Source organism: Modestobacter sp. I12A-02662 (assembly GCF_041028325.1).
GTDB lineage: Bacteria > Actinomycetota > Actinomycetes > Mycobacteriales > Geodermatophilaceae > Modestobacter.
This window is the reverse complement of sequence record NZ_JABGDE010000004.1, coordinates 22115-45692: the sequence shown is the minus strand read 5'-3', so window position 1 is coordinate 45692 and position 23578 is coordinate 22115. Positions and strand designations below refer to the sequence as shown.

Below are 23578 nucleotides of genomic sequence, written 5' to 3'. Positions count from 1 at the left end.
GTCGGCCGACGAGCCTACGTCGGTTCCGGAACGGGCCGCTGACCCGACGGGCATGCCTCGGTCGGCCGACCGGGACGTGGGCCTAGCCTGCAACGCATGAGGGACTTCGACGTCGCAGCGGTCGTGTCGGGCGGGGCTTCGGGGCTGGGGGAGGCGACCACCCGGGCACTCGCGGCCCGCGGGGCCGCCGTCACGATCCTGGACCTGCAGGAGGACAAGGGGCGGGCGCTCGCCGAGGAGCTGGGCGGGCAGACCACCTTCGTCCGCACCGACGTCACCGACGAAGCCTCCGTGCAGGCCGCCGTCGACGAGGCGACCGGCAAGGACCGCCCGCTGCGGATCGCGATCAACTGCGCCGGCGTCGCCTGGGTGCAGCGCACCCTGGCCCGGGACGGCTCGCCGCACGAGCTCGCGCCGTTCACCCGCACGGTGATGATCAACCTGGTCGGCTCCTTCAACGTGCTCCGGCTGGCCTCGGCGGCGATGGCGCGCACCGAGCCGGGGGAGGACGGCGAGCGCGGCGTCGTCGTCAACACCGCCTCGGTCGCCGCCTACGACGGGCAGATCGGGCAGATCGCCTACGCCGCCTCCAAGGGCGGCATCGTGGGCATGACGCTGCCCGCCGCCCGCGACCTCGCGGCGGTGGGCGTGCGGGTCTGCACGATCGCCCCCGGCCTGATCGACACGCCGCTGCTGGCCGACCTGCCCGAGGAGGCCCGCACCAGCCTGGCCGCCAACATCCCGTTCCCGCGGCGCCTGGGCCGGCCGGAGGACTTCGCGCAGCTCGCGCTGGACATCGTCGAGCACGGCTACCTCAACGGCGAGGTCATCCGGATGGACGGTGCCCTGCGCATGGCCCCGAAGTGACCCTCGCGGCCCCGCCCCACGAGGGCACGCTCTCCGTCACCTGGCAGCCGGACTGGCCGCTGGACGTGCGGCGCGTGCTCTCCCGGGACCGGCGGGGCACCGGCGACCCGACGCTGCGCTACGCCGAGGACGGCGTCTGGCGCACGATGACCACCGCGGCCGGCCCGGCCACGGTCCGGCTGCGCACGGTGCCCGACGGCATCCGCATCGACGCCTGGGGGCCCGGCGCGGCCGCCGTCCTCCCGCTCGTGCCGGCGTGGCTCGGCGCCGAGGACGACCCGTCGGGCTTCCCCGCCGAGGCCCACCCTCTCGTCGCGCGGGTGCACCGCAGCACGCCCTGGCTGCGGCTGGGGCGCACCGGCCGGGTGTGGGACGCGCTGGTGCCCGCCGTCCTGGAGCAGAAGGTGACCGGCCTCGAGGCGCACCGGACCTACCGCGAGCTGCTGCGCCTGGCCGGCGACCCGGCGCCAGGCCCGGCGCCGGCCGGGATGCGCGTCGTCCCCTCGCCCGAGCGGGTGCTCGCGGTCACCGACTGGCAGTGGCACGCCTGCGGGCTGGACGGCGCCCGCCGCCGGGCGCTGCGCGCCGTGGCGTCGGTGGCCTCCCGGCTGGAGGCCGCCGCGCACGACGACTGCGCGGACCTGCGGCGGCGGCTGCAGTCGGTGCCCGGCATCGGGGTGTGGACGGCGGCGGAGGTCGCCCAGCGCGCCGTCGGCTGCCCGGACTCGGTCAGCGTGGGCGACTACCACCTGAAGAACCTGGTCGGCTGGTCGCTGGCCGGGCGCAAGACCGACGACGCCGGGATGCTCGAGCTGCTCGAGCCCTTCCGCGGTCACCGGCAGCGCGTCGTCCGGCTGCTCGAGGTCGGCGGGTCGATGCCGCCCAAGCGCGGCCCCCGGATGGCCCCCACGGACTACCGCCGCCACTGACCGTCCCCACGCGGCTTCCGTCACCCTGTCAAGCTCTCGTCGCAATCTGTGGATACCGCGCTTGACCTGGGGATTCATGCTGCGAAAACCGCTTGGACCGATACATTCGAACACACATTCGAACCGGTCGGGAGGTGCTCCGTGGGTGAGTTGCAGTCCGCCCTGGACGCGCTGGCGGGCGAGGACCTGTCAGGGCTGTCCGGCCCGCCGCTGCTGGCGGTGCTCGGTGAGGCGCTGCGCAACCGGAACCAGCTCGGTGCCTTCATCACCCGGGTGGTGCGCAAGTGTGAGACGACGGGGGCGGCGGAGGGCGACGGGCTGAAGACCATGCAGGCATGGCTGCGCAGGCACGGCCGGCTCTCGCCCGGCGCGGCCGGGCGGCTGGTGCGGTCGGGGCGGGCGCTGGAGCACCTGCCGGCGGTGGCGGAGGCGTTCGCCGCCGGGCAGGTGACCGCCGAGCAGGTCGCCGTGATCGCCCCGGCCGTGTCGGAGGAGGCGCTCGCCGCGGCCGCCGCGCAGGACGTCGACCTGGCCGAGGTGGACGCCGCGCTTGCGACCGTCGCGGCCACGCAGCCGTTCCAGCGGCTGGGTGAGGTGGTGCACCGCTATCTGGACGCCCTGGACCCCGACGGCCCGGAGCCCGACCCCACCGAGGGGCGGCGGCTGACCATCGCCAAGCACGCCGACGGCAGCATCACCGGCCGGTTCGACCTCGACGCCGTCGGCGGGGAGAAGGTGCAGGCCGCCCTGGAGTCGATCGTGCAGGCCTCCCGCCCGAAGGGCGATATGCGTACCCGGGTGCAGCAGCAGGCCGACGCCCTCGTGCAGCTGTGCGACAACGCCCTCGCGCAGGGGGATCTGCCGTTCCTGCGCACCGTCAAGCCGCACGTCGTGCTCACCATCGGCGTGGAAGACCTGGTAGACCCCAGCCGGAACCCCGGCGCGGCGGAGACCGGGTTCGGCGCCACCCTGTCCGCGGCCCGCGCCCGCTGGTTGGCGTGTGACGCCACGATCCGACGGATGGTCCTCGACGCCGACGGTCTGCCCCTGGACGTCGGCCGGGACAAACGGGTCGTTCCACCGCACATCCGCCGGGCCGTCGAGCGGCGCGACCAGCACTGCGTGTTCGCTGGCTGCGGAGCCCCCACCCACTGGTGCGACGTCCATCACCGGCTCGAATGGATCAACGGCGGCCGTACGTCGCTGGAGAACTCCGCGCTGCTGTGCGAACGGCACCACACCAAGGTCCACCACGGCTTCCGCGTTGAACGCGACGACACCGCACCACCGGGCCACCGATGGCGCACCTACCGCCCCGACGGCACCGAGATCCTCATCCACCCGCGCCTGTGAACGGCCCGGCGGGTCAGCCGGCATCGGCGTGTCCTGATCTGAGTCACTGCTCGACCCTGGTCGTGCCGGATGCCCTCGTCACCCGCCGCGAGCGCGGCCACGATGAGGGTGCTGCCGTCGCGTCGGAGCGGGGCGCTCTCGAGGAGGTGCTCCGCACCATGTCGGATCTGGACGAGCTGCGGGACCGCTACCACCGCTCGGTCGAGGCGGTCATCCAGGGGGACCCGGAGCCGCAACGGAAGCTCTGGTCACGCCGGGACGACGTCACGCTCGCGAACCCGTACGGCCCACCGGTGCGTGGGTGGGAGCGCGTGTGCGAGGTGGTGGCCCGCGCGGCCGCGACGCTGCGGGAGGGTGAGGGCCTGACCTTCGACCGCATCTCCGGGTACGAGACGGCCGATCTCGCCTACGACGTCGGGATCCAGCGCTTCCGGGTGAAGCTCGGCGGCGCCCACGACCTGGTGCCGATGGCCTTGCGGGTGACGACGGTCTTCCGACGCGAGGACGACGGCTGGAAGATCGTGCACCGCCATGCCGACACGGTCACAGAGGAGCGGCCGCCCGAACCGGTCGTGCCGTCAGGCGGCTGACGGCGCATCAGCCGGCGGGCACCGCCGGCATCGGCGCGGGGTTCCGCTGGTCGCGGAGCTGGCGTAGCAGGCCGGCCACCGCGGCCGCCGTGACGACGGCGAACGCGGCGATGAGCAGCCAGGCCGGCAGCGGTGGGCGCCAGCCCGGCTCACCCAGGAACCAGAAGCTGTCGATCCCGTGCACGTACCGGTTGAGGTTGCCGATGAACGCCACCACGTGCGCGAGCCCGGCCGCCACCACCAGCCCCCGGCAGACCCGCCGGCCGATCTCGTCGGGGAACCGGTCGGCCAGCACGTAGCCCGACAGCACCGTCAGCCCGGCGCTGAACGCCAGGATGTACCGCCCCTGCCAGGCGAAGGCGCTCTCCCGGTACGAGGACAGCTCCGACACCACGGGCACGACCACGCTGATCGCCACCACGGCGACGAGGGCGAGGCGCTCGCGGCGGGTGCCGACGGCGGCGGCGAGCACGGCCAGCACCGCCACCGCGCCGATCCAGAGGACATGCACCAGCCCCGGCGCGGCGTTGTCCAGCCAGCCGAACACGCCGACCATCTCCGCCAACTCGCCGTCGAGCTTGGAGACCGACACCAGCGCCGCGTCGGGCACCGGCATGTCCACCGGCCGCGACCACTGGCGCAGCGCGTCCCGGGCCAGCACCCAGACGGCGGTCATCGCCACCATCGCCCCCACGGCCAGCCCGCCGAGCAGCATCCAGCGGTCGCGCAGCAGGGCGACGAGGCGGCGGCCGGTCGCCCGGGAGAGCAGCACCACCCCCACGATCAGGCCAAGCCAGACCACCGACAGCGGGCGGATGAGCGCCAGCGCGGCCATCGCCGCCAGGCAGCGGAGCACCAGCCGGGGGGCCACCCGGGACGCGGCGTCGTCGGGTGCCCCGGCGGGGCCGGGCGGCGGGAACAGCGCCAGCGCCGACGCCCAGAGCGCGATGCCCGCGGCCAGCTCGGGGCCCTGCGGGTTCACCGCGGCGGTGAAGAACAGCACCATCGGCGTGCACGCGAGCACCAGCCCGGTCAGCGGCCACGGCGACCGCCGCTCGCTCACGGACAGGTACGCCGAGGCCAGCAGCGCCGCGCACACCAGCACGGTGAGGAACCGCATCAGGTAGATGGCGGTCGCCCCGTCGGTGACCAGCGTCGCCGACCCGGCGAACAGGTAGTAGGCCGGCGGGTAGCGCCCCGCGGTGGTCACCACCTCCGCCGTCCCCGGCTGGGCGACGAACAGCTCCGCGCACCCGGCCGGGACGGTGCCGTCGTAGATGAAGCAGGCCGCGGCCGTGCTGGCGTTGGCGTACGTGGCGGGCACGGTGACCGTCGTGTCGATCCCGGTGGTCGGCGCCCAGAGCTCCCCGCGCACCGCGGCCGCGGCGTACACGGCGTGCGCCGGCTCGTCCGGGACGCTGAACACCGGGCCGGCCAGCGCCCACAGCCCGCCGAGCAGGCTGAGCAGGGCGAACGCCGTCCACCAGCGCCGGCGCGGCGAGGACGGCCGCCCGGCGACGCCGGTCGCCCCGCCGGTCCGCGGCAGCGGCGCCGTGTGCGGCGACTGGTCGACCCGGCTCACCGGTCGGTTTCCGTCAGCCGGCGCTCCCGCGCCCGGACGAACAGCACCAGCGTGACCAGCGAGACCAGCGAACCGGCGAGGAACGCCGCGCCCACCCGCAGCTCCAGCTGCGAGGGCACCAGCAGGGCCAGCATGAACACCGCCGACCCGGCCGCCCAGCCGATCAGCGCGGCGGGGTAGGCGCGCAGCGCGATCAGGGTCTGCGCCATGACCTGGGCGACCATGTACAGCGCGGCCGCGACGGCCAGCGGCACCAGCTCGGTGCGGGTGGCGACGAACTCGTCGCCGTAGAGCAGCCGCAGCGCGAACGGCCCGATCGCCGCCATCACCAGGACGAACAGCCCGCCGACGGCGGAGACGAGCAGGACCACCTGGCGGAGCTGGCGGCCGAACCCGTGCCGGTCGCCCACCGCGGCGAGCCCGGCCAGCGAGGGCAGGAAGGCGGCCTGGACCGCGCCGAAGAAGAACAGCGGGATCCGGGTCAGCACCAGGGCGGAGATGAAGATGCCCGCGGCCTCCGCCTCGTCCGGGCGGGCGAGCAGCTGCGCGGCGATCGGGGCGGCGTTGATGATCAGCTGCGAGAGCAGCGCCGCGCCGGTGAGGACCAGCAGGTGCGGCGCGATGTCCCGCCAGGGCAGCGGCGGGCCCGGCTGCCCCAGCGTGCCGGGCCGGCCGGCGGTGAGCACGGCCGCGAGCAGCGGGGCGAGCACCAGGGCGAGCCCGAACGCGCCCACCTCCCGCGCCGCGACGAGCATCAGCACCAGCGGCACCACCACGCGGAGCGCGCCGTCCACGGCCAGTTGGGCGCCGTACCGGGAGAACCGCTCGTTCCCGCCGAACACGCCGCGCAGCACGTGCTCCGCGGCCAGCCCGACCAGCCCGAGGACCAGCAGCGGAACGAGCACCCCGGCGCCGTTGAACGCCTGGTCGGTGAGCGGCCCGGAGAACGCCAGCACCAGCCCGCCCACCACGACGGTCGCGCCGACGGCGTAGCCGACCGCCTTCAGCAGCACCGGCCGGCCGCCCTGCCCGAGCGCCCGGCGCGAGGCCGTGGCGCGGCTGAGCTCCTGCTCGATCGGCTGGAACAGCGCCAGCCCCGCGCCGTTGAACAGCACCCACAGCGTCGCGACGGGGGCGAAGGCGGTGGGCCCCAGCGCGCGCCCGGTCACGCTCAGGTAGGCGAAGGACCCCAGCCCCAGCACGACCAGCCCGAGCGCCACCGGCCCCAGCTGGCCGAGCAGCGGCACCGAGTGCCATCGGGCGGCCAGGCGGGAGGCGACGCCTGACGAGGCCGCTGGTTCGGTGGACATGACGTCCTCTCTCGAAGCGGCCGCGCGGCGGCCGGTCGGCCCACGGACCGGTCGGGGATCGGGTCGGGACGGCTGACCCACCGGGGGATCGACCCGGTGCTGCGCGGCGGTCCCGGAGACCAGGGAGAAGGCTAGCCCGCGACGCGGACCACCCCGCGCACGCGGTGGGTCCCCGCAGCACCCCCGGCCCACGCCCCCCACCGGACGCGCCGGGGACGTCCCGGGCGCCCCAGCGGCCACTCGCGCCCCGTGCGTCGGGGGGTGTCGGGAACGCCCTCCTATCGTCGAGGCGATGCCCGCCCCGAACCCCGTCGCCCGAGCGGACGACCTGCCCTCCCTCACCGGGGTCCGGGGCATCGCGGCCGGGGCGGTGTTCGTCGACCACCTCGCGTACCTGCTGGGCGCCACGCCGCTCGCCTCCGGCTGGTCGGCGGTGCGGGGGATCGGCATCGACGCCGTCCTGCTGTTCTTCGTCCTCAGCGGCTTCCTGCTCGCCCGGCCGGCCGCGCTGCGGGGCGGCACGCCGATGTTCCTGGTGCGCCGGGCCGCCCGGATCTACCCGGTGTACCTGCTGGCCCTCGCGCTGGGCGTCGTCGCCGTGCTGCTCCGGAACCCGGCCAGCCCGCTGCTGGACCCGGGCAGCCTGCTCGCCAACCTGCTGCTGGTGCAGAGCTGGGACCCCGCGGGCTCCGGGGTGAGCATCTCCCTGCCCGCCTGGTCGCTGAGCATCGAGGCGCTGTTCTACGGAGCGCTGCCGTTCACCCTGCGACCGGCGACCCGGCTGTTCCGCCGCAGCCCGGCGTGGTCGCTGGCCGCGCTCACCGCCCTGGCCGTCCTGGGCGGGGAGGCGCTGCGGCAGGACTGGGTCTGGGCGACCTTCCCGCCGGCCTACCTGCCGGTGTTCTACCTCGGGGTGCACGCGGCGGTGACGGGGTCGCCCGGCCTGCGGTCGGTCCCCGCCGCGGTCGCGCTGGCGCTCGCGTCGGCCGCCGGTTACCTCGCCTTCTCCAACCTCGCCGCCCCGGCGCTGGGCTTCCTGGTGCTCGTCTCGTCGCTGGCCGCCCGCGACCGGCGGGGCGACCCGGTGCTCGCCGGCCGGGGCTGGCAGCGGGCGGGGGTGTGGTCCTTCGCGTTCTTCCTGGTGCACATCCCGGTCCTGCAGGCGATGGGCGCGCTGCTGCCGGAGCGGCCGGGCACCGTCGTCGCCGGTCTCGGGTGGAGCGCCGTGGCGTTCGGGCTGTCCTGGGTGCTGGCCGCAGTCGTGTACCGGCTGGTGGAGGAGCCGGGGCGGCGGGCGGTGCTGCGTCGGACCGCGCCCCGGCGGGCCCCAGCGCCGGCGGCGGTCAGCGGGTGCGACGTGCCGCTGCCTGCCACGCCTCGTCGGTGATGATCCGGCCGACGGTGACCGCGGTCTCCGGGGTCGGGTGGACGCCGTCCTGGTCCGCTCCGGGCGCCCACTCCCCGTTCACGCTGACCGGGCCCCACGGGTCGGCGAACCGCCAGCCCTGCTGACTGGCCAGGGCGGCGAGCCGGGCGTTGAACGCCGTGCGGGCGGGGACCTGGGCGCGGATCGGGGGGATGGCGACCAGCAGCGTGTTCCGCGCGCCGATCGTCGCCGAGATCGCCCTCAGGTTCGCCTCGGTCACCTCCCAGGGGAGGTTGTTCACGTCGTTGGTCCCGCCCAGCAGGACGAGCACCTCCGACGGGGTGGGGACGACGTTGGCCCGCATGTCGCTGGTCGTCTTCGCCGAGACCGCCCAGCCGCCCGCGAGGACCAGCCGTTCCGCGGTCTCCCCGTTCAGCCACGACGAGGCGCCCGGGTTGTGGATGCCGGTCGCCTCCCCGCCCGGGATGCCCGAGGTGATCGAGTCGCCGACGGCGGCGTAGGTCCGCGCGCCGATCGGCTCGCCGGAGGCGCGGGCCGACTCGGTCAGCGGCGCGGACGGGCCGGCCGCCCGGCGGACCGCCAGGCCGTCGCCGAACACGACGCGCGTGCCGCCGGCGTCCTCGACGCGGCGGGGGAGCGTCGCGACGAAGGCCGTGTCCGACGGCTCGCCGTAGTAGAAGGCCTCCCGGGTGCGCAGGCCGAAGCCGCTGCGCCGGCCCTCCGCCGTCCACACCTCGTCGGACTGGAAGTACCGGTTGCCCCGCCGGACCATCAGCTGGGAGGCGTGGTCGCCGGACTCCGTGGCGGTCGCCCAGTCGCCGACCAGCACCGTGTCGCCGGGCTCGCCGAAGTAGAAGTCGTAATCCGCGAAGCCGGTGTTCGTGTCGTTCTTCACGAAGTAGTGGTTGCCCCGGCGGACCATGAGCGTGTCCGTGGTGACCGGGTGCTGCGCGTCGGCGCGGCTGCCGTCGCCGTCCCAGTTGCCCACGAGGACGTCGTCGCGGGGTTCGCCGTAGAAGAAGTCCGCGTCGGCGTACCCGGTGCTGATGTCGTTCTTGACGAAGTAGTGGTTGCCCCGCCGGACGGCGAGGGTGTCGGTCCCGTCGCCGTCCCAGTCCCCGACCAGCACGGTGTCGCCCGGGTCGCCGTAGACGAAGGGCCGCTGCTCGGCGCCCCGGATGATGAACGTGCTGCCCCGGCGGACCATCGCCTCGTCCCGGCCGTCGCTGCCGAAGGCGCCGCTCCCGTCGACGAAGTCGCCGAAGTACACGACGTCCCCGGGGTCGCCGTAGTAGTACGCCTCGACCGCCCAGCCGGTGGTGTTGCCGGCGCCGGCCAGGAAGTAGGCGGCTCCCGCGCCGCCGACCGGCTCGCCCTGGGCGGAGGCGGACGGCGTGGCGGCCAGGGTGAGGCCGAGGGTCAGGACGGTGACCACGGTGAGCCGGCGGCGTCTGCCCGGACCCGGTACGCGCACGTTCGTTCCCCCCGTCTCCCCGTGCCGGAAGCGCACGGGTGGTGCTGATGTGGTCGCCGTCCCACCCGGATGTTCGACCGGGCAGGACGGGATCTTGAGTCGGATTCAACCCGACGGCGCAGGTCACCGCCGAACCAGTCGTCACAGCAGCCCCCGCCGGCACGGGGCCGGGCGTGTCTGTCAGGGGCGTCCGGTCCTGGCTTCCTAACGTCGGTCCCCGTTCCCGCCCGAGCCGGCCGCACCGAGGAGCACCGTGATCCGCTCAGCCACCCGCTCGACCCTCGGCCTGGCCGGGGTCGCCGGTCTGGTCGGTCTCGGGCTGGCGCTGTCCCCGGCTCTCTCCCCGGCGACGCCGGCCTCCGCCGAGGAGACCTGCCGGACGTCGGACGACCGGACCTCGGTCACCTGCACCTGGTCGGCGACCGGCGCGGAGCAGGCGTTCGTCGTGCCCGACGGCGTCACCGTCCTGCAGGCCTCCGCCGTCGGCGGCACGGGCGGCCGGGCAGTGGGTGCCGCGTCGGCCGGGCGACCGGTCGTCGTCACCGGCCCGCTGGCCGTGGCGCCGGGACAGACGTTGTTCGTCCGCGTCGGCGGGGACGGCGGGGACGCGGTGCCCGCCGAGCCGACGCTCCCCGCAGCGGGTGGCGCGGGCGGCTTCAACGGCGGCGCCCCCGGTGGTGCCGCCGGACCGGACGGCGACGAGCTGCGCACCTCGGGAGCCGGTGGGGGCGGCGCCAGCGACGTCCGGACCGTCAGCGGCGACGCCGAGGGCTCCCTGGACTCCCGCGTGCTGGTGGCCGCGGGCAGCGGCGGGGCCTCCCTGTCCGACGGCGGCTGGGGCGACCCGACCGCCTGGGACACCGGCACGACCGCAACCGTCCTCCCCACGCCGGAGGGCGCCGACCAGACCACCGTCCCGGCGGGTGACGACCTCCCCGCCGGGACGCAGGACGTGCAGGACGCCGCAGCCCCCACCCCGCCGTGGGAGCAGTGGCGTGCCGAGGGCCGCTACGGGCAGGGCAGCGGCGGGGCCGACGCGGACGGCGGCGCCGGCCACGGCGGTGGCGGCGGCGGAGGCGGCCTCTTCGGCGGGGCCGGCGGTGCGTCCTGGGTGGCCGGCACCGGCGGCACGTCGCTGGTGCCGCCGGGTGGCACCGCGGACTGGACGACGGGCCCGGCCTCGGTGACCCTCACCTACGCGGTGCCGGCCGAGACCCCGGCCGACACCTCGGCTCCGGTCGAGGCCCCGTTCGCGGTACAGGCCCCGACCCCGGCGGAGATCCCGGCCGGAGCCCCGGCGGTGGTGCCGGTCGCCGGGCCGTCGCCGGCCGGCGAGCGGGTGGCCGTGCCCGCGGCGCAGAGCCCGCCGCCGACCGGGCAGGTGCCGAGCCGGGTGGCCGGCGCCCCGCTCACGGTGGACACCGCGGCCTCGGGCGGGCCGGTCGGCGCGCTGGACTCCGACGGTGCGGCGGTGCTCGCCGGCGTGCTGCTCGGCGGGATCAGCGTCGCCGTCGGCGTCGCGCTGGTGGTCGCCGTCCGGCGTCCGCGGAGCTGACGCGGGACCGCCGGCGGCTCAGAGGCCGTCGAGCAGCCCCAGCAGGTAGTCGCCGTACCCGCTCTTCGCCAGCGGCTCGGCGGCGTGGCGCAGGCCGTCGTCGTCCAGCCAGCCGTTGCGCCAGGCGACCTCCTCGATGCATCCGATCTTCAGGCCCTGCCGCTCCTCCACCACGGAGACGAACTCGGTGGCCTGGCGCAGCGAGGTGAAGGTCCCGGTGTCCAGCCAGGCGGTGCCGCGGTCCAGCGCGGTCACGGTGAGCCGGCCCTGGCGCAGGTAGTGGTCGTTCACCGCGGTGATCTCCAGCTCGCCGCGCGCGCTGGGGGTGATCCCGCGGGCGACGTCGACGATGTCGCGTCCGTAGAAGTACAGCCCGGGGACGGCGTAGGAGCTCTTGGGCTTCTCCGGCTTCTCCTCGATGGACAGCACCTGGCCGGACTCGTCGAACTCCACCACGCCGTACGCCCGCGGGTTGGCCACGTGGTAGGCGAAGATGTGCCCGCCGTCCGGCTCGGGCTGCTCGCTCAGCGCCGTCCCGAGGCCGGCGCCGTAGAAGATGTTGTCGCCGAGCACCAGCGCGGCGGCCTCGCCGTCCAGGAAGTCCGCGCCGATCAGGAAGGCCTGGGCCAGCCCCTCCGGCTTCGGCTGGACCGCGTACTCGATCCGCATGCCCAGCCGGCTGCCGTTCCCGAGCAGCCGGGCGAAGGCGTCCCGGTCCTCCGGGGTGGTGATCACCAGCACCTCGCGGATGCCGGAGAGCATCAGCGTGGAGAGCGGGTAGTAGATCATCGGCTTGTCGTACACCGGCATGAGCTGCTTGCTGACGCCGAGCGTGATGGGCCACAGGCGACTGCCGGTCCCACCGGCCAGGATGATCCCGCGCATGGGAGCCACCGTAGGCGAGGCCCCGGTGGCCGGCGGTGGCCCCGTGAGGAGGTCCCCCTACCGGGTGAACGGTGTTCGCCCCGGCGATTGGCTACGGTTTGCGGTCATGCGCATGCTCATCACCGGTGGAGCGGGGTTCATCGGCTCGCACTACGTCCGCACGCTGCTCTCCGGGGGGTATCCCGGGTACGAGGACGCCGAGGTCACGGTCTTCGACAAGCTGACCTACGCCGGCAACCTGGCGAACCTCGCCCCGGTCGCCGACGACCCCCGCTTCACCTTCGTGCGGGGTGACATCTGCCAGGCCGCCGACCTCGACGCGGCGCTGCCCGGGCACGACGTCGTGGTGCACTTCGCCGCCGAGTCGCACGTGGACCGGTCGATCTCCGGCGCCTCCGGGTTCGTGCTCACCAACGTGCTCGGGACCCAGCAGCTGCTCGAGGCGGCGGTCCGCCACCGGGTCGAGCGCGTCGTCCACGTCTCCACCGACGAGGTGTACGGCTCGATCGACGAGGGCTCGTGGACCGAGGACCACGTCCTGGAGCCGAACTCCCCGTACTCGGCGTCCAAGGCGGGCAGCGACCTCCTCGCCCGGGCGTACGCGCAGACCTACGGGTTGAACGTGTCGATCACCCGGTGCAGCAACAACTACGGGCCGTACCACTTCCCGGAGAAGGTCATCCCGCTGTTCGTGACCAACCTGCTCGACGGGGAGAAGGTGCCGCTGTACGGCGAGGGCGCCAACGTCCGCGACTGGCTGTTCGTCGACGACCACTGCCGCGGCATCCAGCTGGTGCTGGAGAAGGGCGGCCCGGCCGAGATCTACAACATCGGCGGTGGCCGGGAGCTGTCCAACCGGGAGCTCACCGAGATGCTGCTCGAGGCCACCGGCCGGGACTGGACCTACGTCGACCACATCGTCGACCCGCGCGGCGGTGGGCACGACCTGCGCTACTCGGTCGACTACTCCAAGACCGCCGCGCTGGGCTACACCCCGCGGATGTCCTTCGAGGAGGGCCTCGCGCTCACCGTCCAGTGGTACCGGGACAACCGGTCCTGGTGGGAGCCGCTGAAGGCCTCCGCCGGGACGGCGCTCGGATGAGCCAGGGCACCGCCTGGCTGGTCACCGGGGCCACCGGCCAGCTGGGCACCGAGCTCCAGCGGGTGCTGACGGGCCAGGACGTGACGGCGCTGGGCCGGGCCCGGCTCGACCTGACCGACGAGGCCCAGGTGCGCGGCGTGGTGTCCCGCTGGCGGGACGGCGCCGTCGCCCGGGGCGCCCGCCCGGTCCTGCTCAACGCCGCCGCCTACACCGCCGTCGACGCCGCCGAGACCGACGAGGGGACCGCGCTCCGGGTCAACGGACAGGCGCCGGGCTGGCTGGCGGAGGAGCTGGCCGGAACCGGCCGCCTGGTGCACGTCTCCACGGACTACGTCTTCGCCGGTGACGCCACCGCGCCCTACGCGGTCGACGACGACCCCGCGCCGCGCACCGCCTACGGCCGCACCAAGCTCGCCGGCGAGCGGGCGGTCGCCGCCGTCGGGGACGACGCGGTCGTCGTCCGCACCGCGTGGGTGTACGCCGCGCACGGCAGCAACTTCGTGCGCACCATGCTCCGGCTGGAGGCCGAGCGGGACGAGGTCTCCGTCGTCGACGACCAGACCGGCAGCCCCACCTCCGCCGCCGACCTCGCCGCCGGCCTGGTGGAGGCCGCGCAGGCGCCGGTGCGCGGGGTCGTGCACGGCACCAACGCCGGCAGCACCACCTGGTACGGGTTCGCCCGGCTGGTGTTCGAGCTGGCCGGCGCCGACCCCGAGCGGGTGCGCCCGACCACCACCGACGCCTTCCCCCGCCCGGCGCCGCGGCCGGCCTGGTCGGTGCTCGACCCGGCGAGCTGGGTGGCGGCCGGGCTCACCCCGCTGCCCGCCTGGCAGGAGTCGGTGCGCGCCTGCGTCGCGGCCTTGCGCGGCTGAGCCCCGCTCGCGGGCCTCAGCCGGCGCGCAGCTCGGCGTAGCGCGCGGAGCACTGCTCCATCGTCGGCAGGAGCCCCTGCTGGCGGGCCTCCTCGAGGGTGGGCGCGTCGCTGTCCTTGGCGGACAGCTCGAACTCGACGTCGGCGGGCCACGGCAGGTCCAGGGCCGGGTCGAGCGGGTGGATGCCGAACTCGCGCGCCGGCGCGTACGGCGACGACAGCAGGTAGGTGACCGAGCTCTGGTCCTCCAGCGCGATGAACGCGTGCCCGAGCCCCTCGGCGAGGTACATCGCCCGCGGCTGCTCGCTGTCGAGCACGACCGCGTCGTGCACGCCGAACGTCGGCGATCCGACCCGGATGTCGACGACGACGTCGAGGATGCTGCCGACCGGGCAGTAGACGTACTTGGCCTGGCCGGGCGGCACCTGCGCGAAGTGCACCCCGCGCAGCGCGCCGCGGGCCGAGGTGCTGTGGTTCGCCTGCGCCAGCGGCATCGCGAACCCCAGCGCCTCCGCGAGCGCGTCCGCCCGGTACCACTCGGTGAACCGGCCGCGGCTGTCGCCGTGCGGCACGAGGTCGAACACGTAGCTGTCGGGGACGGCGAGCTCGCGGATCTGCACGGTCCGACGCTAACGAGTCGCCGGGGACGGCCCCGCGCCGCCTCCGGCCCGGCCCGGGTCGCCGATCCACACCCGGCCGGCCAGCGAGCTGCCGCCGAGCGTGCCGGCCGGCTCCCACCGGGTCGCCCACCCCTCGGCCCGCAGCTGGACCAGTGCCGCGGCCACCACCGCGCCGAGGGCGAGCGCGGTGGTGGGGGTGATCGGGTCGGCGAGGTGCACGTCGACGACGGGGGAGTCGTCGTCCTCGCTGCCGTAGCGGAAGACCACCGGGAACTCCGGGAGCGCGGCCACCGCGGCCCGGAACGCCTCGGCGACCGCGGCCGGACCGCCGGGGCGGGCGGCGAGCACGGCCGGGACGGCCCGCCCGCCCACCACGTCGCGGCTGCCGAGCGGGAACAGGTCGCCGGCGCCGAGCCGCACGAGCGGCCGGGCGCCGAGGTCGGGGTCCGGGGGAGCCGGGGCGAGGCCGCGGACCACGGCCACCGGGACGCCGGCGAGCTTGCCCTTGACCAGGTCCGCCGCCGCGGCGACCTCGTCGACCACGGCGACCTGGGTGGTCTCCAGCACGTTGCCGTGGGCGTCCACCGCGCCCCGGTGGTCCACCAGGGCGGGGAGGCCGGCCGCGCCGATCGCCACGTCGGCGACGCCGTCGCGCCACGGGCGGCCGAAGGTGTCGCTGACCACCACCGCCACCGTCACGCCGAGCAGCTCCCGGAGTCGCCCGCGGAGCTGCCGGGCCGAGGCGTCGGCGTCGGCCGGCAGCAGGACCAGGGCGTCGGCGGCCACGTTGGAGGTGTCGATGCCGGCGGCGGCCACGACCCAGCCGTGGCGGGTCTCCACGATGCGCAGCGGCCCCCGCCGGGCCACGACGCGGACCGTCTCGGCGTCGACGGCCCGCAGCCGGGCGGCCTCCCGGTCGGTGCCCGGCGCGACGGGGACGAGGTTGCCCTCGGTCTTGGCCACCACCTTGGAGGTGACGACGACGACGTCGTCGTCGGCCAGCCAGGGGGCGGCGCCGGCGATCGCCGCCGCCAGGTCGTCCCCGGGGACGAACTCGGGCAGCCCCGGCACCGGGTGCACCGAGACGCCCGGCGGCGGCCCGGGCCTAGGCACGCGCAGCGTCCAGGGCCGCGCGGGCCAGCGCCGTGGTGGCCTCCGGGTCGGTCATCAGCAGGGGGACCGCCCGCACGTCGACGCCGGGGACGTCGGCCGCGTCGCCGGTGTGCACCAGCCACGCGTCGAGGAGCCCGCCGGCGGACCGGGCGCCGTAGTGCCGGCCGACGCCCTCCGCGCTGACCTCCACCCCGACGACGGGCAGGCAGCGGTCGGCCATCCCGCGCACCGCGGCCCCGCCGACGATGGGGGAGACGCCGACCACCCGGCTGCCGGCGGCGCGCACCGCGTCGCGGATGCCGGGCACGCCCAGCACGGTGCCGATGGAGACCACGGGGTTCGAGGGGGCCAGCAGCACCGCGTCGGCGGCGGCCAGCTCCTCCAGGACGCCGGGGGCGGGGCGGGCGTCGTCGACACCGACCTGGACGAAGCGGTGGGCGTCCAGCGCCGCGCGGTGGCGGATCCACCACTCCTGGAAGTGGATCGCCCGGGTCCGGCCGGTTGCCGGGTCGGTGACCACGACGTGGGTCCCCACCCGCTGGTCGCTCATCGGGAGCAGGCGGACCCCGGGCCGCCACCGGTCGGCGAGGGCCGCGGTCACCTCCGACAGCGGGTAGCCGGCGTCGAGCATCCGGGTCCGGACCAGATGGGTGGCCACATCGCGGTCGCCGAGCCCGAACCAGGTCGGCTCCGCCCCGTAGGCGGCCAGCTCCGCCCGGACGGTCCACGTCTCGTCCCGGCGACCCCAGCCGCGGTCCTCGTCGATGCCGTCACCGAGCGTGTACATGACGGAGTCCAGGTCGGGGCAGATCCGCAGCCCGTGCAGGGTGACGTCGTCCCCGGTGTTGATCACGGCCGTGATCCGGGCGCCGGGTGCGGCGGCCGTCACCCCACGGAGGAAGCGGGCGCCGCCGACGCCTCCGGCCAGGACGACGATGTGCACGAACCCATCCTGCACGTCGTCACTTGTGTACGGACAGCCCCGGGCACCGGTTGTTGACCTTGATGAAAGCGCTCGGCACCGTGGGCAGAAGGTGTTGGACGCAACGGCGTGTCGGGGTCTCCTGTGACCATTTCCGAACAAGTTGTGACTGGTGGGGCGGGTGGTGTGGGGCGTTACAGCACCCCAACTTGACCTCGACTCAACGACACGCGTGTAATTCCGACGTTGTCATCAGGCGACGGAGCTCGGGAACCGCCGGGGGACGAACGCCGGGGACGAGCCGGAGAGGACGCATCGTGATGACCGAGGTGTCGTGGTTGAGCGAGTACAGGTCGGCCGCCGCGGGGGCCGCGCCCCCCGGGCCGGGACGGGATGTCCTGGGCCTCCCAGGCGGGTTCGACGCCACCCTGCCGGGGCTGGACGACGAGCAGGGGTGGCAGGACCGCGCGCTGTGCGCCGAGACCGACCCCGAGGCGTTCTTCCCGGAGAAGGGCGGCTCCACCCGCGAGGCGAAGAAGATCTGCACCGGCTGCGAGGTGCGCGCCGAGTGCCTGGAGTACGCGCTGGCCAACGACGAGCGCTTCGGCATCTGGGGCGGGCTCTCCGAGCGGGAGCGCCGCCGGCTGCGCCGCCGCGCCTTCTGACCCCCTCCGCAGGACCGAGCCGGCGCGCGGGCCGAGCAGCTGCCGCACCGCCCCGGCTGACCGACTGACCACCGGGTCACCGCCCCGTTCCTCTCCCGGAGCGGAGACCAGCCTCCCGTCCCCGGGCGCGCGTGTGGTCGACTGGGTCACGTGCCCCTCCGGATCGCCGACGGCCGCGCTCGCGTGGTCCGGGAGATCCGGGCCGCCGCGCCGCTGATGTCCCGTCTCGCCGTTCCCCCCACCTCCCGCGGTCCGTGGCTGACCGCCGCGCTGAACGCGCAGCCCGCCCGGGTCCGCGCGCGGGCGGTGGTGGTCGAGCCGCACCTGCAGGGCCGCCCCGACGGGCTCGCCCTGCTGACCCTCCGCCGGCGCGGGCCGGCCACCGCGGTGGCCCTGCTCGGTGCCGGGCCCGGCCCGCTGCCCGAGGGGCGGCCGCAGTGCCGGCTCCACGCGCGGGACCCCGAGACCGCCGGGCGGCTCGCCGACGGCGTGCTCGACCTGCTGGCCGGCCTCCGCGGTCCGTGGACGCTCCGGCTGGCCGGTCTCCCGCTGGGCGACCCGACGCTCAGCTCGCTGGCCGCGTGCCTGCCCGACGCCGCCACCGGGACCACCCGCAGCCGTCGCCTGGTCGACGAGCTGGACTCGGTCGGCGAGGTCCACCGCAGCACCGACCCCGCCGCACTCGAGCGGGTCCTCCCGGCGCTGCTCGCCCGCGTCCCGGCCGACCAGCGCTCCTTCGTCCGCGCCGCGGCCCGGCTGCACGCGGCGATCGGCTGGCTCGAGGTCGCCGTCGTGCGCCGCGGGGACGACGTCACCGCCGTCCTGCTCACCCTGCTGGACCGCCGTCCGGACGGGACCGACCGCTGGCCCTGGTGGGGCTGGAGCGACGGCGGCGGGCTGCGCCGGGAGCTGGGCTCTCCGTGGGCGTCGCTGACCGCCTCCGCAGGGCTGGTGTCGCTGACCCGGCGGGGTGTCCACCGGGCCGGGGTCAGCCGGGGAACTGCAGCAGGTTGACCCCGCGGCCGGCGGCGGTCGGCGCGCTGTCCAGGCCGAGGCGGACGACGCCGGTGGCCGGCGCCTGCCCGTCCCGCTCCGCGCCCTCGGCGCTGACGGCCGCGGTCAGCCGGTAGGCCCGGCCGGTGTAGGCCGGCGCCGTCCCGTTGGGTCGGGTGTATGTCGGGAAGAGGCCGACCAGCTCGATCCGGCCGGCCTCCCGGGTGACCTGCAGGTCGGGGGTGGCCAGGTCGGCGTACTCGGTGATCGACCGCGCGCACCCCGCGGCGAGCGGGTCGGCCGGTGGCTCGTCGGTGAGGCAGTTGTACGTGGGGAACCGGACGTGGGCCAGGGCCTGCTCCCCGTCGGTGGAGAGGCTGACCGCCGGATAGGTGACCGTGAGCCCCACCGCCCGCTGCTCCAGCAGCACGCCGTCGAAGACCACGCTCGCCGCCACGCCGTCCCTCCCCAGCGGCACCGAGGCGAAGGCCAGGTCGCCGGCGGCGGTCGCGGTCGGCGGCGCGGCCGTCGTCGCCAGCGGCGCGTCCTGCTCCGGCGGGGCCGAGCCGGTCGGCGGACCGGGTGCGGCCGCCGGCGCCGGGGCAGCGGGCCGGTCGCGGCTGACCGCGACCGCCAGCGCCGCGGCGCTGAGCACGAGGGAGGTCGCCACCGCGACGCCGACGGCCCGCCGGCCGCCCGGTCCGGAGGCGGGACGGTGGCCGTTCGCCGACTCCGCCGGCCGCGGCGCGGGCACGGCGGCGGGGACCAGGACCGGGGGTGCCGGCGGGGCGGCGGGCGGCGACCCCGGCGGGTGCTCCAGGAAACCGGGCAGGTCGTCGTGCCGGAACGGGCCGCCGGCTCCCGGCTCCACCGCGGGCGGCTCGACCGCGGGCGGCTCCGCCGGAGGCGGGGGAGGGACGCCGGGCCCGCGCCGGCCGGGCCCCCGCCCGACGGCCGCCGCCGCGAGCCCGCAGACCAGGGCGAGCAGCAGCCCGCCGATCGTCCAGGGCACCGGGTCGGGACGGGTGTCGGCCCGGCCGGCCGACGCCTCGGCGCCCGGCTCGACGTCGACCAGGTCCTCCTCCGCACCGCGCTCCACCAGGGTGCCGACGACGGCGTCGGCCGCCGCGGCCGCCGTGCCGGGGTCGGGGAGCGTCACGCGCACGGTGATCGTGGCGCCGGCCGGGCTCCGTTCCACCGCCAGGCCCTCGGCCAGCCGGTCCACGGACACGTCGGCCAGGGCGGGCTCCCGCTCCCGCGCCGCGCGCACCGTGCCCGCGGACCCGGCCAGGGTGGTGTACCGGTCCGCCAGCAGCAGGGCGGCGTCCGCGCCGTCCGCCGCGCGGGGGGTGACGGTGAAGCTGGCGGCGGCCGTGGCGCCGCCGGGCCGCAGCGCCCAGACCAGGGCCACGACCGCGAGGACGAGCGCCGCGACCGCGGTCCCCACGACCCACGGCCGGCGTGCCCCTGGGCTGTCGATCGGTGCGCTCATCTCGCCACCCAATATGTCAGTGGCGCTCGAGGCGGGCCGTCGCCCCCAGGGCTAGGCGGGGTCGATCTCCTCCGGGTCCCGCCCGAGCAGCACCGCCACCTGGTCGACGACGACGTCGCGCACGAGGTCGGCGAGGTCCTCGCGGTCGGCGGCCCGGATCTCCAGGGGCCGCCGGTAGACCACGATCCGCGCCGGGTGGTCGTGGCCGTCCTCGCGGTGCGCGGGCAGGACGCGGGCCAGGGGCACGCTGCCGTCGTCCAGGACGTCGGAGTCCAGCACCACCTCGTCGGGGCTGCTGTGGTCCACCCACGGCACGTCCTCGACGGCGAACTCCACGCCGGCCAGCTCCCGCTCCCAGCGGCGCTCCAGGTCCTCGACCGCGTCGAGCACGAGGTCGTCGAACTGCTCGGCGCGGCTGCGGGACAGCGGCAGGGTCGGGGGCACCAGGCGCCCGCGCAGACCTCGGCCGTGGCGGTCGCGCCGGCTGCGCCGGGCACGGGGAGGGGGACGGTCCATCGCGCAGGCAGCCTACGTCTCCCGGCTCCCGCGGCGTCCGCCTGGCGCGTCCGGCGGGCCCGTTCGGTGCGCCTCCTCCCGGAGAGGGGGATTCGCCGTTAGTGTGCCCAGCGTGAGGAACCGGTGGTGAGGCAGTCACGTCGCTGCTCGCGCAGCGGCTGCGCGCAACCGGCTGCGGCGACCCTGACCTACGTGTACGCGGAGTCCACGGCCGTCGTCGGCCCGTTGGCGACCTACTCGGAGCCGCACAGCTACGACCTGTGCGAGTTCCACGCCCAGCGGCTGACCGTGCCGCGGGGCTGGGAGGTCGTTCGTCACGAGATCGAGGCCGAGGACACCGGGCCGACCGGTGACGACCTGCTGGCGCTGGCCGACGCGGTCCGCGAGGCCGCCCGCCCCGAGCCCCCGCGCGACCCCGCCGACGACGGCCGGGGCACGCGCCGCGGGCACCTGCGGGTGCTCCCCGACCTCACCTGACCCGGACGAGCGGCTCGGACCTGCTCGGCGCGCTGCGCTCCGGTTCCCGCCGCTAGGGTCGCGTGCGTGCCGGTCCCGGCACGGCGAGCGAGTGTGAGGGTGTGCAGTTGTCCGACCTGACGTCGATCATCAAGGCCTACGACGTCCGTGGGCTGGTCCCCGAGCAGTGGGACGAGTCCGTGGCGCGGGCCATCGGGGCGGCGTTCGCCGAGTTCGTGCACAGCGAGAGCGGCGCGACCGCGGTCGTCACCGCGCACGACATGCGCGACTCGTCGGTCCCGCTCTCCCGGGCGTTCGCCGAGGGGGTGCTCGCCCGCGGCCTGGACGTCGTCGAGGCCGGGCTCGGCTCCACGGACATGCTCTACTTCGCCGCCGGCTCCCTGGAGCTGCCCGGCGCCATGTTCACCGCCAGCCACAACCCGGCGCAGTACAACGGCATCAAGCTGTGCCGCGCCGGCGCCGCCCCCATCGGCCAGGACTCCGGGCTGGTGGAGATCCGCACCTGGGCCGAGCAGGAGATCGACGAGCCCGGCAGCGCCTTCGCCCGGCAGCCCGAGCGGGTGGGCACGGTGAGCAGCCGCGACCTGGTCGCCGAGTACGCCGCCTACCTCAAGCAGCTGGTCGACCTGTCCGGCATCCGACCGCTGAAGGTGGTCGTCGACGCGGGCAACGGCATGGGCGGCTTCACCGTCCCGGTCGTGCTCTCCGGGCTGCCGCTGGAGATCGTGCCGATGTACTTCGAGCTCGACGGCTCCTTCCCCAACCACGAGGCCAACCCGCTGGACCCGGCCAACCTGGTCGACCTGCAGGCCGCGGTGCGCGAGCACGCGGCCGACATCGGCCTGGCCTTCGACGGGGACGCCGACCGGTGCTTCATCATCGACGAGCGCGGCGAGCCGGTCAGCCCCTCGGCGATCACCGGGCTCGTCGCAGTCCGCGAGCTCGCCAAGGGCCACGGGACGACGATCATCCACAACCTGATCACGTCGCAGGCGGTCCCGGAGATCGTGCGCGAGCACGGCGGGCAGCCGGTGCGCACCCGGGTGGGGCACTCCTTCATCAAGGCGGAGATGGCCCGCACCGACGCGGTGTTCGGCGGGGAGCACTCGGCCCACTACTACTTCCGCGACTTCTGGCGCGCCGACACCGGCATGCTCGCGGCCATGCACGTGCTCGCGGCCCTGGGAGAGCAGTCCCGCCCGCTCTCGGACCTGACCGCCGCCTACGAGCGGTACGTCGCCTCCGGTGAGATCAACTCCACCGTCACCGACCAGGCCGGTCGGGTCGAGGCGGTGCGCAAGACCTACGGCGAGCGGGAGGGCGTGACCTTCGACGAGCTCGACGGGCTGACCGTGACCCTGCCCGACGGCGCCTGGTTCAACCTGCGGGCCAGCAACACCGAGCCGCTGCTCCGGCTCAACGTGGAGGCGCCGGACGCGGCCCGCGTCCAGGAGCTGCGCGACGAGGTGCTGGAGCTGGTGCGGGCGTGAGCGGGGACGAGACGCTGGGCATCGACCCGCAGCTGCTGGAGATCCTCGCCTGCCCGGACACCCACCACTCACCGCTGACCGTCGACGTCGAGGCCGGTGAGCTGGTCTGCCCGACCTGCTCGCGCGCCTTCCCCGTGCGTGACGGGATCCCGGTCCTGCTGCTGGACGAGGCGCGCCGGCGGCCGACGTGACGTCGCCGGAGCTCGCCGAGCAGGTCCTCAACGACCTGGAGCTGCTGCGGCAGCGGGACCCGCAGGAGCTGCTGCCCGCGGTCGCCGGAGCCGGGGCCCAGGTGCGGGAGACCGCGCGGCTGACCCAGGAGGCCGACCTGGCGCGGGTGACCGCCGGTGGCCGTCCGCGCGGGCTGGTCGTCGTCGCCCGCCGGGAGGGTGCGGTCGCCGCCGAGGTGCTGCGCGCGCTGCTGGGGCCCTCCAGCCCGGTCACCGTGGACGTCGTCCCGGGGCCGGCGCTGCCGGTCTGGCTGGGGCCGACGGACCTCGCCGTGGTGGCCACCCGCACCGGCGCCGGCCGGTACGCGGTCACCCCCGCCTACGAGGCCGCCCGCCGCGGGGTCGCGCTGGTCGGGGTCGGGGCGGACGACGCGCCGCTGCGGACGGTGTGCGCCAGCGCCCGCGCGCCCTACGTCGCGCTGCCCGGCTCCCGGGTGCGGCACGCGACGCTGTGGTCGCTGCTCACCCCGATGCTGCTGCTCGCCACCGACCTCGGCCTGCTCGCCGAGGGCGTCGCGGACACCGAGCTGATCGCCGCGGCGCTGGACGAGGTGGCCACCCAGTGCGGCCCGGCCCGCGAGTCGTTCGTGAACCCGGCCAAGACGCTGGCGCTGGAGCTGCTGGACGCGCTGCCGGTCATCGCCGCGGAGGGGCCGCTCGCCGGTGCCGCCGCCGGCCGGGTCGCCGACCAGCTGGCCACCCTGGCCGGCCTGCCGGTGGCCGGCTTCCGGCTGCCCGACCAGCGGGTCGCCGCCCGCACCGTCCTCGCCGGCCCGCTGGCCGCCTCCGACAGCGGGGACGACTTCTTCCGCGACCGGGTCGAGGACGCCGGCCGGCGGCTGCGGCTGCTCACCATCCGGGACGCCGACGGCGGCGGTCCCGACGGCGGCGAGCGCGAGCCCCGGTCGGCCGAGGAGGCCATGGCCGAGCTGCTGCGGATCGCCGCGGCGCACAACGTGCCGGTCAGCAGCCTCGCCGAGCAGACGGAGGCCCCTCAGGAGCCCCGCCTGGTCCGGCTCGCTCGCCAGCTGGCCGTCGCCGACTTCAGCGCCGTCTACCTGGCGCTGGCGCTGGACCACGAGCGGGCGCTGCGCCCGTGAGGGGCATCCCGCGGCCGGCCGCGGTCACCGGCGCGCCCCGCCGGGTGCCTGCCCC

At 75.9% G+C, this 23578-nt stretch carries 23 protein-coding genes; 14 read left to right on the top strand and 9 right to left on the bottom strand.

Going from position 1 to position 23578, the window contains the following annotated elements:
- Window positions 1-96 precede the first annotated feature (96 nt).
- The 4 genes from HL189_RS05350 (at window position 97) to HL189_RS05335 (ending at window position 3739) form a co-directional block, all read left to right on the top strand.
- Window positions 97-867 (top strand): SDR family NAD(P)-dependent oxidoreductase, encoded by a 771-nt coding sequence (locus HL189_RS05350; protein ID WP_369132673.1) that lies wholly within the window; start codon window positions 97-99, stop codon window positions 865-867.
- Window positions 864-1796, top strand: a complete 933-nt coding sequence (locus HL189_RS05345) for a DNA-3-methyladenine glycosylase (protein ID WP_369132672.1) — start codon at window positions 864-866, stop codon at window positions 1794-1796. Before HL189_RS05350 ends, HL189_RS05345 begins: the two co-directional genes overlap by 4 nt.
- A gap of 141 nt (window positions 1797-1937) precedes the next feature.
- On the top strand, window positions 1938-3149 hold the full coding sequence (locus tag HL189_RS05340) for a DUF222 domain-containing protein (protein ID WP_369132671.1): 1212 nt from the start codon (window positions 1938-1940) through the stop codon (window positions 3147-3149).
- Window positions 3150-3307: 158 nt separating this feature from the next.
- Window positions 3308-3739, top strand: a complete 432-nt coding sequence (locus HL189_RS05335) for a nuclear transport factor 2 family protein (RefSeq protein WP_369132670.1) — start codon at window positions 3308-3310, stop codon at window positions 3737-3739.
- A 7-nt stretch (window positions 3740-3746) separates the two neighbouring features.
- Here HL189_RS05335 and HL189_RS05330 read toward each other — a convergent pair whose 3' ends face one another.
- Window positions 3747-5321 (bottom strand): DUF2142 domain-containing protein, encoded by a 1575-nt coding sequence (locus tag HL189_RS05330; protein WP_369132669.1) that lies wholly within the window; start codon window positions 5319-5321, stop codon window positions 3747-3749.
- Window positions 5318-6631, bottom strand: coding sequence for a lipopolysaccharide biosynthesis protein (locus tag HL189_RS05325; protein WP_369132668.1), 1314 nt, complete (start codon window positions 6629-6631; stop codon window positions 5318-5320). The genes HL189_RS05330 and HL189_RS05325 overlap by 4 nt, the downstream gene beginning before the upstream one ends.
- A 292-nt stretch (window positions 6632-6923) precedes the next feature.
- Here HL189_RS05325 and HL189_RS05320 point away from each other — a divergent pair, with 292 nt between their 5' ends.
- A complete protein-coding gene (locus HL189_RS05320) occupies window positions 6924-8018 on the top strand; it encodes an acyltransferase family protein (RefSeq protein WP_369132667.1) in 1095 nt (364 codons plus the stop codon).
- On the opposite strand, the gene HL189_RS05315 is transcribed toward HL189_RS05320, so the two are convergent.
- A complete protein-coding gene (locus tag HL189_RS05315) occupies window positions 7975-9492 on the bottom strand; it encodes an SGNH/GDSL hydrolase family protein (protein ID WP_369132666.1) in 1518 nt (505 codons plus the stop codon). The genes HL189_RS05320 and HL189_RS05315 overlap by 44 nt on opposite strands.
- A gap of 253 nt (window positions 9493-9745) precedes the next feature.
- On the opposite strand from HL189_RS05315, the gene HL189_RS05310 reads away from it, so the two are divergent.
- A complete protein-coding gene (locus HL189_RS05310; protein ID WP_369132665.1) occupies window positions 9746-11047 on the top strand; it encodes a glycine-rich protein in 1302 nt (433 codons plus the stop codon).
- An 18-nt stretch (window positions 11048-11065) separates the two neighbouring features.
- On the opposite strand, the gene rfbA is transcribed toward HL189_RS05310, so the two are convergent.
- The gene (gene rfbA / locus HL189_RS05305; protein WP_369132664.1) at window positions 11066-11932 is read right to left on the bottom strand and encodes a glucose-1-phosphate thymidylyltransferase RfbA; all 867 of its coding nucleotides are present in this window, start codon (window positions 11930-11932) and stop codon (window positions 11066-11068) included.
- 106 nt (window positions 11933-12038) lie between these two features.
- Here rfbA and rfbB point away from each other — a divergent pair, with 106 nt between their 5' ends.
- Both rfbB and rfbD read left to right on the top strand, forming a co-directional pair.
- Window positions 12039-13034 carry a dTDP-glucose 4,6-dehydratase gene (rfbB, locus tag HL189_RS05300; RefSeq protein WP_369132663.1) on the top strand — a complete coding sequence of 332 codons (996 nt, stop codon included), beginning with the start codon at window positions 12039-12041 and terminating at the stop codon, window positions 13032-13034.
- Window positions 13031-13906, top strand: a complete 876-nt coding sequence (gene rfbD, locus HL189_RS05295; RefSeq protein ID WP_369132662.1) for a dTDP-4-dehydrorhamnose reductase — start codon at window positions 13031-13033, stop codon at window positions 13904-13906. The genes rfbB and rfbD overlap by 4 nt, the downstream gene beginning before the upstream one ends.
- 16 nt (window positions 13907-13922) lie before the next feature.
- On the opposite strand, the gene HL189_RS05290 is transcribed toward rfbD, so the two are convergent.
- From HL189_RS05290 to cofD, 3 genes are read right to left on the bottom strand one after another with little or no spacing between them, the layout of a single operon-like run.
- Window positions 13923-14525, bottom strand: a complete 603-nt coding sequence (locus HL189_RS05290) for a dTDP-4-dehydrorhamnose 3,5-epimerase family protein (protein WP_369132661.1) — start codon at window positions 14523-14525, stop codon at window positions 13923-13925.
- 9 nt (window positions 14526-14534) lie between these two features.
- On the bottom strand, window positions 14535-15638 hold the full coding sequence (locus tag HL189_RS05285; RefSeq protein ID WP_369132660.1) for a coenzyme F420-0:L-glutamate ligase: 1104 nt from the start codon (window positions 15636-15638) through the stop codon (window positions 14535-14537).
- On the bottom strand, window positions 15631-16581 hold the full coding sequence (gene cofD / locus HL189_RS05280) for a 2-phospho-L-lactate transferase (RefSeq protein ID WP_369132659.1): 951 nt from the start codon (window positions 16579-16581) through the stop codon (window positions 15631-15633). The genes HL189_RS05285 and cofD overlap by 8 nt, the downstream gene beginning before the upstream one ends.
- A gap of 377 nt (window positions 16582-16958) precedes the next feature.
- On the opposite strand from cofD, the gene HL189_RS05275 reads away from it, so the two are divergent.
- Together HL189_RS05275 and HL189_RS05270 are read left to right on the top strand one after the other, a co-directional pair.
- Entirely contained in the window at window positions 16959-17225 is a 267-nt protein-coding gene (locus HL189_RS05275) for a WhiB family transcriptional regulator (protein WP_369133056.1), read from the top strand.
- Window positions 17226-17375: 150 nt separating this feature from the next.
- The gene (locus HL189_RS05270) at window positions 17376-18239 is read left to right on the top strand and encodes a hypothetical protein (protein ID WP_369132658.1); all 864 of its coding nucleotides are present in this window, start codon (window positions 17376-17378) and stop codon (window positions 18237-18239) included.
- Here HL189_RS05270 and HL189_RS05265 read toward each other — a convergent pair.
- Both HL189_RS05265 and HL189_RS05260 read right to left on the bottom strand, forming a co-directional pair.
- A complete protein-coding gene (locus HL189_RS05265) occupies window positions 18214-19710 on the bottom strand; it encodes a hypothetical protein (RefSeq protein WP_369132657.1) in 1497 nt (498 codons plus the stop codon). The genes HL189_RS05270 and HL189_RS05265 overlap by 26 nt on opposite strands.
- Window positions 19711-19761: 51 nt before the next feature.
- Window positions 19762-20226 (bottom strand): metallopeptidase family protein, encoded by a 465-nt coding sequence (locus tag HL189_RS05260; protein ID WP_369132656.1) that lies wholly within the window; start codon window positions 20224-20226, stop codon window positions 19762-19764.
- Window positions 20227-20352: 126 nt separating this feature from the next.
- On the opposite strand from HL189_RS05260, the gene HL189_RS05255 reads away from it, so the two are divergent.
- From HL189_RS05255 to HL189_RS05240, 4 genes are all read left to right on the top strand, one after another.
- Entirely contained in the window at window positions 20353-20703 is a 351-nt protein-coding gene (locus HL189_RS05255; protein WP_369132655.1) for a DUF3499 domain-containing protein, read from the top strand.
- Between the two features lie 107 nt (window positions 20704-20810).
- Window positions 20811-22193, top strand: coding sequence for a phosphomannomutase/phosphoglucomutase (locus tag HL189_RS05250; RefSeq protein WP_369132654.1), 1383 nt, complete (start codon window positions 20811-20813; stop codon window positions 22191-22193).
- A 20-nt stretch (window positions 22194-22213) separates the two neighbouring features.
- Window positions 22214-22384, top strand: a complete 171-nt coding sequence (locus tag HL189_RS05245; protein WP_369133055.1) for a Trm112 family protein — start codon at window positions 22214-22216, stop codon at window positions 22382-22384.
- Complete coding sequence (locus HL189_RS05240; RefSeq protein ID WP_369132653.1) at window positions 22381-23523, top strand: SIS domain-containing protein; 1143 nt, start codon at window positions 22381-22383, stop codon at window positions 23521-23523. Before HL189_RS05245 ends, HL189_RS05240 begins: the two co-directional genes overlap by 4 nt.
- Window positions 23524-23578 lie beyond the last annotated feature (55 nt).